At 63.6% G+C, this 12931-nt stretch carries 17 protein-coding genes and 2 pseudogenes; 8 read left to right on the top strand and 11 right to left on the bottom strand.

Annotated elements, in window-relative coordinates; translation table 11 throughout:
• Positions 1-213: 213 nt before the first annotated feature.
• Genes JCM21793_RS30965 through JCM21793_RS25570 form a run of 5 tightly spaced genes read left to right on the top strand, consistent with a single transcriptional unit; the run spans position 214 to position 2459 of the window.
• Positions 214-750: an SLC13 family permease gene (locus JCM21793_RS30965; protein WP_051556178.1), complete on the top strand. Its 537-nt coding sequence runs from the start codon at positions 214-216 to the stop codon at positions 748-750.
• Positions 747-1307, top strand: a complete 561-nt coding sequence (locus JCM21793_RS30960) for an SLC13 family permease (RefSeq protein ID WP_051556177.1) — start codon at positions 747-749, stop codon at positions 1305-1307. Before JCM21793_RS30965 ends, JCM21793_RS30960 begins: the two co-directional genes overlap by 4 nt.
• Complete coding sequence (locus JCM21793_RS28250) at positions 1292-1552, top strand: hypothetical protein (RefSeq protein ID WP_051556176.1); 261 nt, start codon at positions 1292-1294, stop codon at positions 1550-1552. The genes JCM21793_RS30960 and JCM21793_RS28250 overlap by 16 nt, the downstream gene beginning before the upstream one ends.
• Positions 1553-1585: 33 nt before the next feature.
• A complete protein-coding gene (locus JCM21793_RS29750; RefSeq protein ID WP_202901423.1) occupies positions 1586-1894 on the top strand; it encodes a LysR family transcriptional regulator in 309 nt (102 codons plus the stop codon).
• Entirely contained in the window at positions 1872-2459 is a 588-nt protein-coding gene (locus JCM21793_RS25570; protein WP_202901422.1) for a LysR family transcriptional regulator substrate-binding protein, read from the top strand. The genes JCM21793_RS29750 and JCM21793_RS25570 overlap by 23 nt, the downstream gene beginning before the upstream one ends.
• A 12-nt stretch (positions 2460-2471) precedes the next feature.
• On the opposite strand, the gene JCM21793_RS31725 is transcribed toward JCM21793_RS25570, so the two are convergent.
• The 11 genes and pseudogenes from JCM21793_RS31725 to JCM21793_RS31230 all read right to left on the bottom strand — a co-directional run bounded on the left by JCM21793_RS31725 (position 2472) and on the right by JCM21793_RS31230 (position 10913).
• On the bottom strand, positions 2472-2696 hold the full coding sequence (locus JCM21793_RS31725) for an SDR family oxidoreductase (protein ID WP_502685577.1): 225 nt from the start codon (positions 2694-2696) through the stop codon (positions 2472-2474).
• Positions 2697-2709: 13 nt separating this feature from the next.
• A pseudogene (locus JCM21793_RS31720) lies at positions 2710-2850 on the bottom strand (SDR family NAD(P)-dependent oxidoreductase); the annotation flags it as partial.
• A gap of 17 nt (positions 2851-2867) precedes the next feature.
• Complete coding sequence (locus tag JCM21793_RS31715) at positions 2868-3197, bottom strand: SDR family NAD(P)-dependent oxidoreductase (protein WP_502685576.1); 330 nt, start codon at positions 3195-3197, stop codon at positions 2868-2870.
• Between the two features lie 4 nt (positions 3198-3201).
• Positions 3202-4005: a cyclase family protein gene (locus JCM21793_RS12010; RefSeq protein ID WP_025030530.1), complete on the bottom strand. Its 804-nt coding sequence runs from the start codon at positions 4003-4005 to the stop codon at positions 3202-3204.
• Entirely contained in the window at positions 4002-5261 is a 1260-nt protein-coding gene (locus JCM21793_RS12005; RefSeq protein ID WP_025030529.1) for an SDR family NAD(P)-dependent oxidoreductase, read from the bottom strand. Before JCM21793_RS12005 ends, JCM21793_RS12010 begins: the two co-directional genes overlap by 4 nt.
• Complete coding sequence (locus tag JCM21793_RS12000; protein ID WP_025030528.1) at positions 5258-6442, bottom strand: thiolase family protein; 1185 nt, start codon at positions 6440-6442, stop codon at positions 5258-5260. The genes JCM21793_RS12005 and JCM21793_RS12000 overlap by 4 nt, the downstream gene beginning before the upstream one ends.
• Positions 6442-8082 carry an AMP-binding protein gene (locus JCM21793_RS11995; RefSeq protein ID WP_025030527.1) on the bottom strand — a complete coding sequence of 547 codons (1641 nt, stop codon included), beginning with the start codon at positions 8080-8082 and terminating at the stop codon, positions 6442-6444. The genes JCM21793_RS12000 and JCM21793_RS11995 overlap by 1 nt, the downstream gene beginning before the upstream one ends.
• A gap of 13 nt (positions 8083-8095) precedes the next feature.
• Positions 8096-8578, bottom strand: coding sequence for an aromatic-ring-hydroxylating dioxygenase subunit beta (locus tag JCM21793_RS11990; RefSeq protein ID WP_025030526.1), 483 nt, complete (start codon positions 8576-8578; stop codon positions 8096-8098).
• Positions 8578-9908 (bottom strand): annotated as a pseudogene (locus JCM21793_RS25560) (aromatic ring-hydroxylating dioxygenase subunit alpha). The gene JCM21793_RS11990 and the pseudogene JCM21793_RS25560 overlap by 1 nt, the downstream one beginning before the upstream one ends.
• 40 nt (positions 9909-9948) lie before the next feature.
• Positions 9949-10314, bottom strand: a complete 366-nt coding sequence (locus tag JCM21793_RS31235; RefSeq protein ID WP_306306751.1) for a 2Fe-2S iron-sulfur cluster-binding protein — start codon at positions 10312-10314, stop codon at positions 9949-9951.
• Positions 10311-10913, bottom strand: a complete 603-nt coding sequence (locus JCM21793_RS31230) for a ferredoxin reductase (protein ID WP_306306750.1) — start codon at positions 10911-10913, stop codon at positions 10311-10313. Before JCM21793_RS31230 ends, JCM21793_RS31235 begins: the two co-directional genes overlap by 4 nt.
• A 210-nt stretch (positions 10914-11123) precedes the next feature.
• On the opposite strand from JCM21793_RS31230, the gene JCM21793_RS11975 reads away from it, so the two are divergent.
• From JCM21793_RS11975 to JCM21793_RS25550, 3 genes are all read left to right on the top strand, one after another.
• Complete coding sequence (locus JCM21793_RS11975) at positions 11124-12149, top strand: TRAP transporter substrate-binding protein (RefSeq protein WP_025030525.1); 1026 nt, start codon at positions 11124-11126, stop codon at positions 12147-12149.
• Complete coding sequence (locus tag JCM21793_RS11970; RefSeq protein WP_007009257.1) at positions 12149-12658, top strand: TRAP transporter small permease; 510 nt, start codon at positions 12149-12151, stop codon at positions 12656-12658. Before JCM21793_RS11975 ends, JCM21793_RS11970 begins: the two co-directional genes overlap by 1 nt.
• On the top strand, positions 12658-12931 hold a 274-nt coding region (locus JCM21793_RS25550), incomplete at its 3' end, for a TRAP transporter large permease subunit (RefSeq protein ID WP_036540229.1). The genes JCM21793_RS11970 and JCM21793_RS25550, both read left to right, overlap by 1 nt.

Genomic DNA, 12931 nt, shown 5'->3' with positions numbered 1-12931 from the left:
GGTTTTCCTGAGGGCTGGCTTTTCAACAAACGATTGGATCGCAGAAGGGTGAAAAGAGCAATGTCGCCGGCACGACACCGTTTCCTGGAGGCATTCTCTTTCCATGTCCGACCAAACGCTTTTGCCTGCCGCCGCGCAGGCCCCCAAAGATGCGCGAACAAGCGGCGCGGCCAAGGGGCCCCGGCGGGAAACTCTATAAAATCAATAGCCATCGTGGTTGCCGCCTGTGCCGTCGGGTTTGTCACCGGGCTCTCGCTGCCGGTTCCGATGGCGCTTGCGGCGGCGCTTGCCGTCTTCTGCATCGGCATGTGGGCGACAGCCGCGGTCCCCGAATACTGGACGGCGCTGATGTTCTTTCTCATCGCCATGCTTTCCGGTATCGCCCCGGCACAGGCGGTGTTTTCCGGCTTCTATTCATCGACCTTCTGGCTACTCTTCGGGGGCATCATTCTGGGGGTGTCGATCCGGTACACCGGCCTTGGCAAACGCATGGCGGCAGTGCTCGCCGGCATGCTCGGCACGCGCTATTTTACCGTCATTGCGGGCGTGACCGGCTTCAGCCTGGCGCTGGCCTTCGTCATGCCGTCTTCCATCGGGCGCATCGTGCTGCTTCTGCCGATCGTCATCGCGCTCGCCGATCACATGGGATATGGCAAGAGCTCCAGCGGGCGGACCGGCATGATTCTGGCCGCAGCTTCGGAACCTGCCTGCCGGCCTTCACCATCCTGCCGGCGAACGCACCCAACATGATCCTGGCCGGTATGGCCGAGACGCTCTATGGCGCGCGCATTTCCTACTGGTCCTATCTGACCATTCATTTCCCGGTTCTGGGCCTTCTGAAGGCGGGCGTGCTCGTTGTGCTGATCCTGAAGATGTTTCCCGATGGCGATCCGCAGCGCCAGCCGGTGGTGTCGGCAGACCTGCCGGGGATGTCCCCGGCGGAAAGGCGGCTGACAATGGTGCTGGGGCTGTGCCTTGCCCTGTGGCTGACCGATACACTCCACCATATCTCGCCGGGCTGGATCGCGCTTGCCGCCGGTCTCTATTGCCTCTGGCCCGGGTCCGGGCTCACCTCGAAAAAATGCATCAATGAGGAAGTGAACTACGCCTCGCTCTTTTTCGTTGCCGGCATTCTCGGACTTGGCACGGTGCTTTCGTCGACCGGGCTGGGCGAAGTGGTGGTGGAAAATCTGAGCGGTCTTGCCGGATTTCAGGCAGACCGGCCTTTCTGGAACGTCGCCATGCTGACGGGCATTTCGACGCTGGTGGCGATGATCACGAACCTGCCGGCGTGCCCGCGATCATGACGCCGGTGGCGGAGAACCTTGCGGCGCTGACGGGGCTGCCGCTCACCACGGTGCTGATGACGCAGGTTCTGGCCTTCTCCAACGTGTTTCTGCCCTATCAGGCACCGCCGCTGATAACGGCAATGCAACTGGGCGATCTGCCGACAGGTGCGGTGGTCCGGCTCTGCCTTGTGATGTTCGCCATCGGTGCGCTCGTGCTCATGCCGCTCGATCTCCTGTGGTGGTATGCTCTTGGCATGGTGTAGACATGCGTCTGGCTACCGAGCGATGAGGCGGGAATGGATATTCAGCAACTGAGAACCTTCGTTGCCGTTGCTCGCGAGGGGAGCATTACGCGGGCCTCCGAGCGCATCCATCTCAGCCAGCCTGCCGTCAGCGCACACATCAAGGCGATGGAGGAGACGCTTGGGCTTTCCCTCTTCGAGCGCACACCGCGCGGCATGATCCTGACAGGGGACGGCGAACGCTGCTTGCGAGGGCCGAACAGACGCTGGGTGCCCACCGTGAACTGCTTGAGGAGGCAACCCGTCTCAAGGGCAGCCTCACCGGGCGCTGCGGCTTGGCATGGGTTGCAACTCCGGGCCTGAGGCGCTCGGGCGGCTGATGACGGGCTTTGCCGAGCGCTATCCGCAGGTGGATGTCGAGCTGCGGCATGGAACATCGCGCTCCATTGCCGAGGGCATTCGCAACGGCGGTCTGGATGCCGGCTTTTACAATGAGACAGGCGAACCCGGCGACGATCTGAATGTGGTCGACGTCCTGCGCTTTGCCATCTATCTCGCGGTTCCGCCCGGGACCGTGGACGCGAAAGACAAACCCGACTGGCAGAAACTGGCGGAGATGCCGTGGATTTGCCCGGCCCCTGACACGTGTTGCGGGGAGGCGGCCGAGGCGCTCTTTCGCAGGCATAATTTTCGGCCCACCCGCATCATCAGTGTGGACCGGGAGCAGGTCACGCGCACATTGATCGCGGGCGGGGTTGGCGTCGGTCTGCTGCACGCAGAAGCTGCGCGCTCGGCGGAGGCAGATGGCGAGGTGGACCTCATCTGCAAGGCGCACGCTGCCGCACGGCTCGTCTTTGCCAGCCTCAGGGAGAGGGACGACGACCCGCTGCTTCAGGCGGCGCGCTCCATCGTTACCGCCGCTGACTGATGTGGGCCGCTGTCAAAGCTGCATGCTGCCCACGCTTGCACCACCGCAGACATAAAGCGTCTGCCCGGTGACGAAGCTCGCCTTCGGATCGGCGAAGAACATGAAGGCGTTGGTGACGTCTTCCACCGCGCCCAGCCGGCCAACGGGAATGCGTTTGGCAAGCTCTGCTTCCCGCTCGCTGCCTTCGGATGATGCCCCAGAAATTGTCGGTCTGGATCGGCCCCGGCGCAACCACATTGACGGTGATGCCGTGGGGGGCGAGTTCCAGCGCCCAGGTGCGCGCCATGCCCACCATGCCGGCCTTGGATGCGCTATAGGCGGTGCGGGTCTGTGCGCCCAGTGCTGCGCGCGAGCCATTGAAGAGAACGCGGCCGAAGCGGCGTTCCTTCATGGAAGGCAGGAAGGCTTTCAAAAGCGTGAGGGCGGAGCCAGGTGAAGCTGGGCGAGGCCGGTGATGTCCTCGGCGCTGGCGTCCTCGATGAGGTTCGGCCAGATGAGGCCTGCATTCTGCACGAAATGGGTGACGTCGTGCCTGCCGGCGATCTCGGCTGCGGCCGCGCTGACGGCTGCGTCGTCCAGCAGGTCGGCTTCGACCGAGCTCAGCCGTTCATGCGAGAACTCCGGCGCGCGGCGTGCGACCGAGACGACACGGTAGCCCGCATCCAGCATGGTCCGGGCGAGATCCGCGCCGATGCCCTTGTTGCCGCCGGTGATGACGGCTGTCAGCTCTTTATCCATCGTGTCAGGTCCTGCCGGGCACAAGCGCCACCACGCGCAGCGGGCTGCCGGTGCCGTTCTTGATCTTGAGCGGGGTCGCGATCAGCATGGCGCCTGTGGGCGGAAGCCGGTCGAGATTGTTGAGGCATTGCAGGCCGTAGCGCCCTGCGCCGTGAAGATAGAAATGGGCCGGGTAGGGCGGCGTGTAATGCGATCCCTGACCGGCGTCGGTGCCGACGGTCTCGGTGCCGAAACCGCGAATGCCGCGTTCGTCCACCAGAAGCCGGATCGCTGCCGGCGTGGGGCCGGGCGAATGCGCGCCATCCTCACGCATGTTGAGATAGGCCGCGCCCCGGCGCTTCGACCAGTCGGTGCGCATCAGAACCCAGCTCTCGGCGGGAATGCGGCCGTGCTCGGCCTCCCACGCCTCGATGATCTCCGGCGTCAGCTCGAAATCCTCGTCGGCGGCAGCGCCGTCAGAGCAGTCGATCACGCAGACCGGGCCGATGAAGCGCTCGGCGGGAATCTCGTCGACGCTGCCATTGGGCACGTCGCGGCCAGAAATCCAGTGCGAGGGCGCATCGAAATGGGTGCCGGTGTGCTCGCTGCAGGTGAAGTTGTGCCATTTCCACGCCGGGCCGCGATGGTCATAGGCGGACACTTCTTCCATGCGGAAGCGGGCGCACTGGCCGAATTCCGGTGGCAGCACGATGACCGGAAAATCCTGATCGAGCGTGTGGGTGAGGTCCACCACTTCGATGGCGCCGGTGGCGAGCGCCTCCGCCAGATTGCCCAGAAGGGCGGATGGGTCAGTTGCCTGAATGGTCATGCGCCGCCTCCGTCTGTTTCGCTCATCTCGCGCTCCAGCACTTTTGCGCCGGCGCGCCAGCGCTCGATCAGGTCTTTCGCCACATCGCCGACGAACACATCTTCCAGCCCGTCTTTGAGGCTGGAGACGATGGATCGGGCAAGTGCTGCGGGCGCGACCTTGGGCGGCGGCAGGGGCTGGTGCCAGGCGTCATCGGTCGGGCCGGTATAGACGTTCATCACGCGCACGCCGCCGGGGCGCATCTCCGCGCGCAGGCACTGCGACAGCGAGTAGGCGGCGGCGCTGGATGCGGAGAACGCGCCAAAGGCCGGCATGTTGGAGTATGCGTAGACCGACAGGATGTTGACCCAGGCGGCGGCGCTGTTGTCGCCGTCTGCGCCGCGCCCGCGCATGGCCGGGCCGAAGGACTGCGCAAGCCGTATCAGGCCGAGATAGTTCACCTCCATTTCGTCGCGGGCGAACACGGTGTCTCCACGGTCCATGATGCCGCCGGGGCGCACGAAGCGGGCATTGTTGACGAGAATGTCCGTCTTGCCGCCGATCTCGCCGGCAAGCTCGGCGACCGACGCGGTGTCGGTGACGTCGAGCGGCACGATCTGGACATTGGGGATCGCGTCGAGTGCTGCGCGGTGCGGGTAGGGCCGCCAGCCTTCCGGCTCTCCGATGAAGATGATCGACGCGCCGGCCTTGGCGAAGGCCTCGGCCAGCGCCACGGCGTTTTCGCTGCGTGCATCGGTGATGAGCACGCGGCGGAATTTGGGATCGGCGGTGATTTCGCGCAGCTGCGGATCGTCTTCCATGTTGGGCGTCCCTTCGGGAGGCAGGGCGTAGAGAACGCCCTGGCCCGACTTGTCGAGCCGGTTGATGATGCGCACCCTGCCGCCGCGCGGCGCGTCGCCATGGACGTGGCACATGACGGAGGGGCCGGCGTCGAGCCGGACGGTGCCGACACGCCAGGGGGTGCGTTCGCGGAAATAGGTGTTGGTGCTGGTGCGCACCGTGGTTTCAGCGATGAGTTTGCCCGCCGGGTCGATGTCGCGCCATGGGAGCTCGGTCGACAGGCAGGTGGAGCAGGCGTCGCGCGGCGGATATTGCAGCGCGCCGCATTCGCCGCAGACCTGCAGCATGAAGCGCCCCTCGGCGGCAGCCGCCGTGAGCCCCAGCGCCGCGCGGCTTCTGAGGCCCGAGGGAAGCGTCTGTGTGCGGGTGCGCTTTTGCGGGTCTTTCTTCGGCGGCGGCAGGATGGCGTCGGTCATGTGCCCGCTCCCGAAATGATGGCGGCGCTGGAGCAGACGCCACGGTCGTAATTGATCATGCCGAAGCCCGAGACCATGGCGGTCGTGGCACCTTCCACCTGGGTGGGACCGGCTGCGCCGGTGACCTGGCGGATGGCCTCGACCAGCCCGATGAAGCCGCCGGCGGCCCCTGCCTGTCCGGCTGAAAGCTGGCCGCCCGACGTGTTGTGCGGAAAATCGCCGGCAATGGTGAGGTCGCGCTCGCGCACGAAAGCCGGGCCCTCACCTTTCCCGCAGAACCCCAGATCCTCGAACTGCATCATGGAGATGACCGGGTAGTCATCATAGGTCTGCAACAGGTCCATGTCGTCGGGCTTTGCGTCGGCCATGGCGTAAAGCTCGTCGATATCCATGGCCCAGCCGCCGCGCATCTGGATCGGGTCTTCGGGGAAGGCGTTGTGGCGTTCGATGCTGCCGCGAATATGCGCGTGAGGAAGTCCTGCGGCGCGGGCGTCCTCCTCCCGCATCACGAGAAACGCTTCTGCGCCGCTGACGGGCATCACGCAATCGAACAGCGCGATGGGATCGGAGATCATGCGCGCGGAAAGATACTGATCCATGGTGAGCGGCTTCTTCATCACCGCGTGCGGGTTCTTCAGCGCATTGTCGCGCTGGGCGACGCAGATGCGGCCGAAATCCTCGCGGGTCGCGCCATAGGCGCTCATGTAGTGGTCGGTCAGGAGCGCGAAACAGGCATTCGGCCCGCCCGCACCATATGGGTATGAGGCGTCCTGCGCGAAGCGGCTGAAGCTTGAGAGCATGCGCCGGAAACTGTCGACATGGTTGGTGTCGCCGGCGACACAGGCGACGATGTCGGCGTCGCCGGCCTGCACCGCGCGGGCTGCACGCCTGAGCGCCACAACGCCGCTCGCCCCGCCCATGGGGATGTGATCGAGCCAGCGCGGGGTAAGGCCGAGATGCTGGGTCAGCCCCACCGCCGTGTCGGGAAAGAGCGTGAAGCTTGCCACCGAGAAGCCGTCGACATCGCGGGGGCTGAGGCCGGCGCTTTGAAGCGACTGGCGCAGCGCGCGGGCGATCCACCAATGCGCCGTTTCCTTGGAGAAACGCTGATAGGGCGTGGTGGCGGGCGCGGCGAGCACCACACCCTCATAGCCCATCCGTCTTGAGGTGCGGACCGCCATCAGGCCGCGCGCCTTTTCTTCATGGAGCGTGTGTCGACCGTTGCCGGATCGGTGAGAAGCCGGGCGACCAGTGTTTTCAGTTCGCCGCGCTGGATCTTTTGCGTCGAGGTCAGGGGCAGGGCGTCGACAAAGGCGATGTAGCCTGGAACCTTGTAATAGGCGACGCGGTCCAGACACCATTCGGCGATCTCGCGGGCGCGCGCCTCATTGCGTTCGCCGCTCTCGACCACGAGACAGGCGAAGACCTCGTCGCCGCGCAGTTCGTCGGGTGCTGCGGCGACCGCGGCCGCCTTGATGTCGGGATGCTGCATGAGGAAGGATTCCACTTCCACGGCGGCGATGTTCTCGCCGGAACGGCGGATCACGTTCTTCTTGCGGTCGACGAAGAAGAAGTCGCCATCGGCGTCGCGCATGACGATGTCGCCGGTGTGGAACCAGCCGCCTTCCCACGCCTCGGCGGTGGCCTCGGGGTTGGCGTAGTATTCGGAGAAGAAGCCGAAACGCGGATCCTCGCCCGCATGGCGCACAAGAAGTTCGCCGGGTTGGCCGGGGGCTGCCTCGCTGCCATCGTCTGCGACCACGCGGGCCTCGATATCCGGGCCGGGCTGGCCGAGGCAGTTTGTGCCGCGCTTGCGGGGCTCGTGATTGGCGACGATGACCGCGCCGGCCCCCGTCTCCGTCATCGCCCAGCCCTCGATCAGGGGAATGCCGAAGCGCTCCTCGAAGGGGCCGTGCAGCTTGGGATCGATGCCCGCGCCGAAACCGAAGCGCACATTGTGCGCCTGGTCCTGATCGGATGGGGCGGCCTTCATGAGAATGGACGGCATGACGCCCAGATAATGCAGGCAGGTGGCTCGGCTGTCACGCACGCTCTGCCACCAGCTGCGCGGGTGGAAACGGTCGAGCGCGATGAGGCAGCCGCCGACCGTGATCATCGCCATCAGCGAATAGGCCATGGCGTTCATGTGGAAGATCGGCAGCGGTGTGATCATGCGCTCGCCATCTTCCTTCATGGCGCACAGCCCGCCCGATTTTGCGTACCAGCGGCCCGAATGCAGGAAATAGAGGTTCGACAGGACGCAGCCCTTGGGCTTGCCCGTGGTGCCGGAGGTGTAGAGCATAGCCGCTTCGCGGGTGAGCGGCGCACCCTGCGGCGTCTCCATGTCGGCAAAGCGCGGATCGAGCGACGGGGTGTCCGCCTCGGGTGTGACGACCGGAAAGCCGACGCCGGAGGCGGCGGCCGCCTGTTCGAGATCTGTCACACGACTCGCGATGGCCACCGCCAGAACCGGGCGCGCGTGCCCGGCCATGTATTCCAGTTCCGCCGATTGCAGGTCGGGATTGACCGGCACGACCGAGAGCCCGAGCGCATTTAAGGCGAACCAGTGCAGGAAGAAGCCCGGCCGGTTTTCCATCAGGAGCATGACGCGCATGCCGGCGCGATAGCCCCCGGCAGCATAGGTGTTCCTCAACCGCTCGATCTCGGCGAGGGCTGCGCCATAGGAAAGTTCGCCGGCGGGAATGCCGTAGACCGTGGCCGTTTCCTCCAGCACGTGCAGGAAGGGGCGCTCGGGCCAGTGGCGGGCGGTGTCGGCAAAGGCCGCGAACACGGTGTCGAACGGCGGGATCTGCGATTTCATCTGCTGCGCGCTTTCAAAGGAACATCTGGATATTGCCGAAGGCAGCATCGGAATTGAGCAGATCGACGCGCTTGTGGGTGATCTTCAGCCTGCCGTCGATGAGCTTCAGCTCGTGGCGCGCGGTGGCGGCGAGCAGGATCTGATCGTCGAGCCGCGTCTCCACATAGTGAAACGCCGTGTGGGTGACATACTCACCCTTCTCCTCGTCCATATGGTCGATGAAGGGGCGGTTCAGAACGTGGTGGCAGCGGGTCTTCGGCTTTTGCGAGAAGGTGCGCTCGCCCTTGAAGCGCTCGACGCGCAATTTTCGCATGAAGGCGTCTTCATGCAGCAGAGAGGTGACGTGCTTGGCGTCTTCCTGATTGTAGTCGAGCGGCATCCAGTAATAGCTGTCATGGGTCCACAGATCGAGCCATTCGTCAAAGCGCCCATCGTCCAGCATGCGGGCTTCTTCATAGACGAAGTCGATCAGGTCTTCGCGGGTGGGAGCCTTCATCACGCGTCTCCTTCCATCGTCATCGTCATGTATTTTTCCCACGCGTGGAACTGGTTGCGCATCTGGCGCTCGGTGGTACCGTTTTCGACGGCGATCTCGTCGAAATTCTCGCCTTCCTGATAAAGGCGCTGGACATTGACCCATTCGAGGCCATCGGAGTGCAGGCCTTCCTGCGCGCGCTCATACATTTCCAGATCGTCATGGCCGACCATGGAGGTGGGCGCGTTGATCATGCGGTTGTACATGGCGGTGCGCTCCAGAAGCATGTCGGGCGCGCCCACCAGCCGGTAGATGTAGCTTTCGACAAGCGTCTTGTCGGCAGCAATGGGGGTGAACAGCCGCAATTGCTGGATCGGCCCCTTGATCATGATGTTGGGGAAATAGACCGTGTTGTGCCGGTTCTCGCCGAGGATGGCCTTTGCGCGCTCCTCGCCATAGGCCTCGACCATCTGCTCGAAATAGCCGGGGATGGCCGAATAGTCGGAGTGGATCGAGTGATGCACCCCGGTGTGGCCGTGGCCGTTCGGCCAGGTGCGGATGCCCATGTTCTCGAAGAACTCATAGGGCTCATGAAGGGGGCGATCACCTCCATGGCCATGGGCTTTTGCGTGCCCTCGGGCTTGTCCATCTTCTCCCACAGGTCGATGGCCGTGCCGGCGGAGCTTTCATGCGCGACCATGGGATGGCAGGTGTCGGTCTGGTTTTCGACCAGCATTTTCCAGTTGCAGCGATGCATATAGCGCAGCGGCGGCCCGGCCACTTCCAGACGGCCTTCGGGCGAGCGGTCGACCATGTTGTCGAAGGAGCTTAGCGCCTCTCCGAAGAAGCTTTCGAAGTCCGGGCCCTCCTTGTTGAGGCGGGCGAAGATGAAGCCGCGATAGTTTTTTACCGCACCGACCGGGGCCATGCCATTGACGGATTCGCTTTCTTCGAGCCCGGTATCCTTGTAGCCCTTGCGCAACGGGATCGCCAGCAGGCAGCCATTCGTCTTGAACGACCATGCGTGATAGGGGCAGCGGAAGAATTTTCCGGTGTTGCCCGTCCGGTCGATGGCGATCTTCGTGCCCTTGTGCGGGCAGCGATTGTGCAGGACGTAGACCTCATTGTCGGAGTGGCGCACCATGATGACCGGTTTGGTGCCGATCTCGGTGGTGAAATAATCGCCCTTGTTGGGCGTCTGGCTCTCATGGCCGACAAAGACCCAGGTGTTGGCGAAGAGATGTTTCATCTCCAGCTCGAACACTTCCTGATCGATATAGACGTCGCGGTGGACTTCCGTGGGCCGGATCAGATTTCTGATCGCCTGGGGGTTGTTCGCGTAACGGCTCATGGCTTGCTGCTCCCTTGCTGGCCGCCGTCCAGTCGGTCTCCTAGAGGTCGAGGACGAGCCGGTCGGATTTTGCGCGTGACACGCAGATCTGCATGACGTCATTTGCCGCGCGTTCATCGTCGGTGAGGATGACATCGCGGTGGTCGGGAATGCCGGACAGGACCGTTGTCTGGCAGATGCCGCAATCGCCGCGCTGGCAATCGTAGATCAGATCGACGCCTTCTTCCTCGAGCACTTCGATGATGGACTTGCCCGGCGGGATGGTGAAGACCTGACCCGTGGAACTGATTTCGACCTCGAAGGGCTTGTCGCCCGCTTCGGCCTCATGCGCCTCGAACAGTTCGAAATGCACATGGTCCTTCGCGATGCCGCGGGCATGGGCGATTTCGCGCACCGCCTCGATCATGCCGCGTGGCCCACACACATAGATGTGCCTTCGGCAGGCGCCTTGCCGATCAGCGCCTTGAGGTCGATGCAGGTTTCGGGCTCGTCGTCGCAATGGATGGTGAGGGCATTGGTTTCGATGGCCTCAAGCGCATCGACAAAGGCCAGAAGCGTGCGCGACCGGCCGGCATAGTGAAACGAGAACGGGCGGTCCTTCGCCTTGAGTTCGGCAGCCATGGAGATAAGCGGCGTGACGCCGATGCCGCCAGCGATGAGAAGGACAGGCGCTTGTGCATCGACCAGCGCAAAGTCGTTGCGCGGGGCGGAGGTTTCGATGATGTCGCCCTCCTTCAGCCCATGCATGAAACGCGAGCCGCCCTTGCTGTCCTCTTCGAGGCGCACGCCGAGGCGATAGGTGGCGGGCGCGTCGGTGGCACCTGCTTCGGTACTGGCATTGACGAGGGAATAGTGCCGGTCCGTGCCATCGGGCAGCGCAACGCGGATATGTGCGCCGGCAGAAAATCCGGGCAGCGTGCCGCCATCGGCCGCTTCCAGTTCGAGCGTTCGAATTTGTGGGGTCAGCGCTTCGCTCGCGCATACCTTGAGCTTCAATTCGCCCATTGCCGAAATCTCCTCCCTCTGCGGCTCCTCCATTTAATCCACTCGGCGGGTGGATTGTCAGCCGCAGTCTCCAATTAATATGAATTCGCATATTTATGCGTTGTCAAGCTTCAAGCCTAAAAAAGTGAAATTTCATCTTTTTAAGCTTGAAGCGCGTTGAAACTTGTGGAAGCTTCATGTGTGGAGGAGGCCGTCATGGGAGGAGCAACGATGACGCGCATGATCAAAACACTTGTATCTGCATCTATTCTATCGACAGCCATGAGTTTTGGTGCGATGGCGCAGGAGACGGTTCTGCGCATGTCGAACTGGCTGCCGCCGTCTCACCCGATTGTCAGGGACATGATGATCCCCTGGGCGGAGAAGCTGAAAGAGGCCAGCGCCGGCCGCATCGAGGTGCAAATTCTGGATGCGCCGCTTGGGCCGCCGCCGGCGCATTTCGATCTTGCCGCCAATGGCGCGGTGGATCTGACATTCGGCGTGCATGGCTACACGCCGGGACGTTTCACTCTGACCGAGATCGCCGAAATGCCGTTTCTGGCCGATACGTCGGAGAGCCTTTCGGTGGCCTTCTGGCGTGTGTTCGAGAGCGATCTGGCGCAGGCCGAAGAGCATCGCGGCACCAAGGTGCTGGGCGTGTTCGGGCATGGGCCGGGGCTCTTGTTCACCAAGGGCAAGCCGGTTTCGCCTCTTTCGGACCTGTCCGGGGCCAAGATCCGCGTTGCCGGCAACATCACCAACAAGCTTGCCGAAGCGATGGACATGGTGTCGATCCAGGCACCGTCGCCACAGTCCTATGAAATCCTGTCGGGCGGAATTGCCGACGGCATTTTCTTCCCCGTCGAATCCGTGCCTTTCTTCAAGCTGGAAACGCTGGTGGACAAGGCACTGCGTGTGCCGGGCGGTCTCTACAATGTCTCGTTCTTCTTCGTAATGAACAAGGCGAAGTTCGACAGCCTGTCGGATGAGGACAAGGCGGCCATCGAAGAGGTCTCCGGCGAGGCGTTCTCGCGCATGGCAGGCCAGGCCTGGGATGCGGCGGATGCAGCCGGTATGGAGGTCATCGGCTCGACGGTGGATTTCCACGATGCGACCGAAGAAGAGCTTGCGACGCTGCGCGAGAATACGCAGCCCATGTTCGACGATCTCGCCAAGGCCTATGAGGCGAAGGGGGTCGACTTCGAGGTGGTTCTGGGCAAGCTCAAGGACGAAATCAAAGCGGTGGCGGCTGAATAATGGCCGCCTCCTCCGAGCGGATCGCAATGCGGGCTCGGCGGTGGCTAAGACTGGCGACTGCCGTGCTTTGCGGCGCGTTTCTGGTGGCGCTGACGCTGGTGACGGTGGTCGATGTGATCGGCCGCTATCTCCTGTCGTCGCCGCTGCCGGGTGCCGCGGAATATACCGAAATCCTCCTGATGGCGATTGTGTTTGTGGGGCTGCCGGCAGTGTGCTTGGATGACGGGCATGTGAGTGTCGATCTGCTCACGGCCGGCCTCAGGGGCGTGGCTGAGAGAATTCAGCTCAATCTCGCCCGGCTTGTGGTTGCCGTGGTTCTGGGGCTCGTTTCCTGGCAGCTCTGGAACCATGGGGCCCAGCTCGACAGCTACAATGAGGTGACGGTGTATCTGCGTGCGCCGCTCGGGCCGTTCGCCAAGGCGACGGCAGTCATCACCGGTGTCTGTGCGGTGATCACGCTTGTCATGGCGGTGCTGCGCCTGCCCAAAAGCGATGGCGGGGGCGTTTGATGGCGTGGCCAATCGGAATGGCGCTGCTTCTGGCGCTCATCTTCGCGGGCGTGCCCATCGCATTCGCGATGACGGCGGTGGGGCTGATCGGCGTTGTCTCGATCGTCGGCTGGCATCCGGCGCTGGCCATGCTCGGGCAGGTCTTCTTCGACAGTGGCAGGAGCTACACGCTGTCTGTCGTGCCGCTGTTCCTGCTGATGGGCAATCTCGTGGTTCAGTCGGGCGTGGCTGGCGATCTCTACGCGGCGGCCAACGCCTGGCTGCGCCATCGCA

Source organism: Nitratireductor aquibiodomus NL21 = JCM 21793, assembly GCF_000615975.1.
GTDB lineage: Bacteria > Pseudomonadota > Alphaproteobacteria > Rhizobiales > Rhizobiaceae > Nitratireductor > Nitratireductor aquibiodomus.
The sequence above is the reverse complement of the archived record's forward strand: the minus strand, read 5'-3'. Positions and strand labels throughout refer to the sequence as shown.

What these genes read in the sequence shown, in the direction of transcription:
- JCM21793_RS30960 (WP_051556177.1), top strand. Translation starts at nt 747, where the DNA reads ATGATCCTGGCCGGTATGGCCGAGACGCTCTATGGCGCGCGCATTTCC.
- JCM21793_RS29750 (WP_202901423.1), top strand. Translation starts at nt 1,586, where the DNA reads ATGGATATTCAGCAACTGAGAACCTTCGTTGCCGTTGCTCGCGAGGGG.
- JCM21793_RS25570 (WP_202901422.1), top strand. Translation starts at nt 1,872, where the DNA reads ATGGGTTGCAACTCCGGGCCTGAGGCGCTCGGGCGGCTGATGACGGGC.
- JCM21793_RS31725 (WP_502685577.1), bottom strand. Translation starts at nt 2,696, where the DNA reads ATGTGGTTGCGCCGGGGCCGATCCAGACCGACAATTTCTGGGGCATCA.
- JCM21793_RS31715 (WP_502685576.1), bottom strand. Translation starts at nt 3,197, where the DNA reads ATGGATAAAGAGCTGACAGCCGTCATCACCGGCGGCAACAAGGGCATC.
- JCM21793_RS12010 (WP_025030530.1), bottom strand. Translation starts at nt 4,005, where the DNA reads ATGACCATTCAGGCAACTGACCCATCCGCCCTTCTGGGCAATCTGGCG.
- JCM21793_RS12005 (WP_025030529.1), bottom strand. Translation starts at nt 5,261, where the DNA reads ATGACCGACGCCATCCTGCCGCCGCCGAAGAAAGACCCGCAAAAGCGC.
- JCM21793_RS12000 (WP_025030528.1), bottom strand. Translation starts at nt 6,442, where the DNA reads ATGGCGGTCCGCACCTCAAGACGGATGGGCTATGAGGGTGTGGTGCTC.
- JCM21793_RS11995 (WP_025030527.1), bottom strand. Translation starts at nt 8,082, where the DNA reads ATGAAATCGCAGATCCCGCCGTTCGACACCGTGTTCGCGGCCTTTGCC.
- JCM21793_RS11990 (WP_025030526.1), bottom strand. Translation starts at nt 8,578, where the DNA reads ATGAAGGCTCCCACCCGCGAAGACCTGATCGACTTCGTCTATGAAGAA.
- JCM21793_RS31235 (WP_306306751.1), bottom strand. Translation starts at nt 10,314, where the DNA reads ATGATCGAGGCGGTGCGCGAAATCGCCCATGCCCGCGGCATCGCGAAG.
- JCM21793_RS31230 (WP_306306750.1), bottom strand. Translation starts at nt 10,913, where the DNA reads ATGGGCGAATTGAAGCTCAAGGTATGCGCGAGCGAAGCGCTGACCCCA.
- JCM21793_RS11975 (WP_025030525.1), top strand. Translation starts at nt 11,124, where the DNA reads ATGACGCGCATGATCAAAACACTTGTATCTGCATCTATTCTATCGACA.
- JCM21793_RS11970 (WP_007009257.1), top strand. Translation starts at nt 12,149, where the DNA reads ATGGCCGCCTCCTCCGAGCGGATCGCAATGCGGGCTCGGCGGTGGCTA.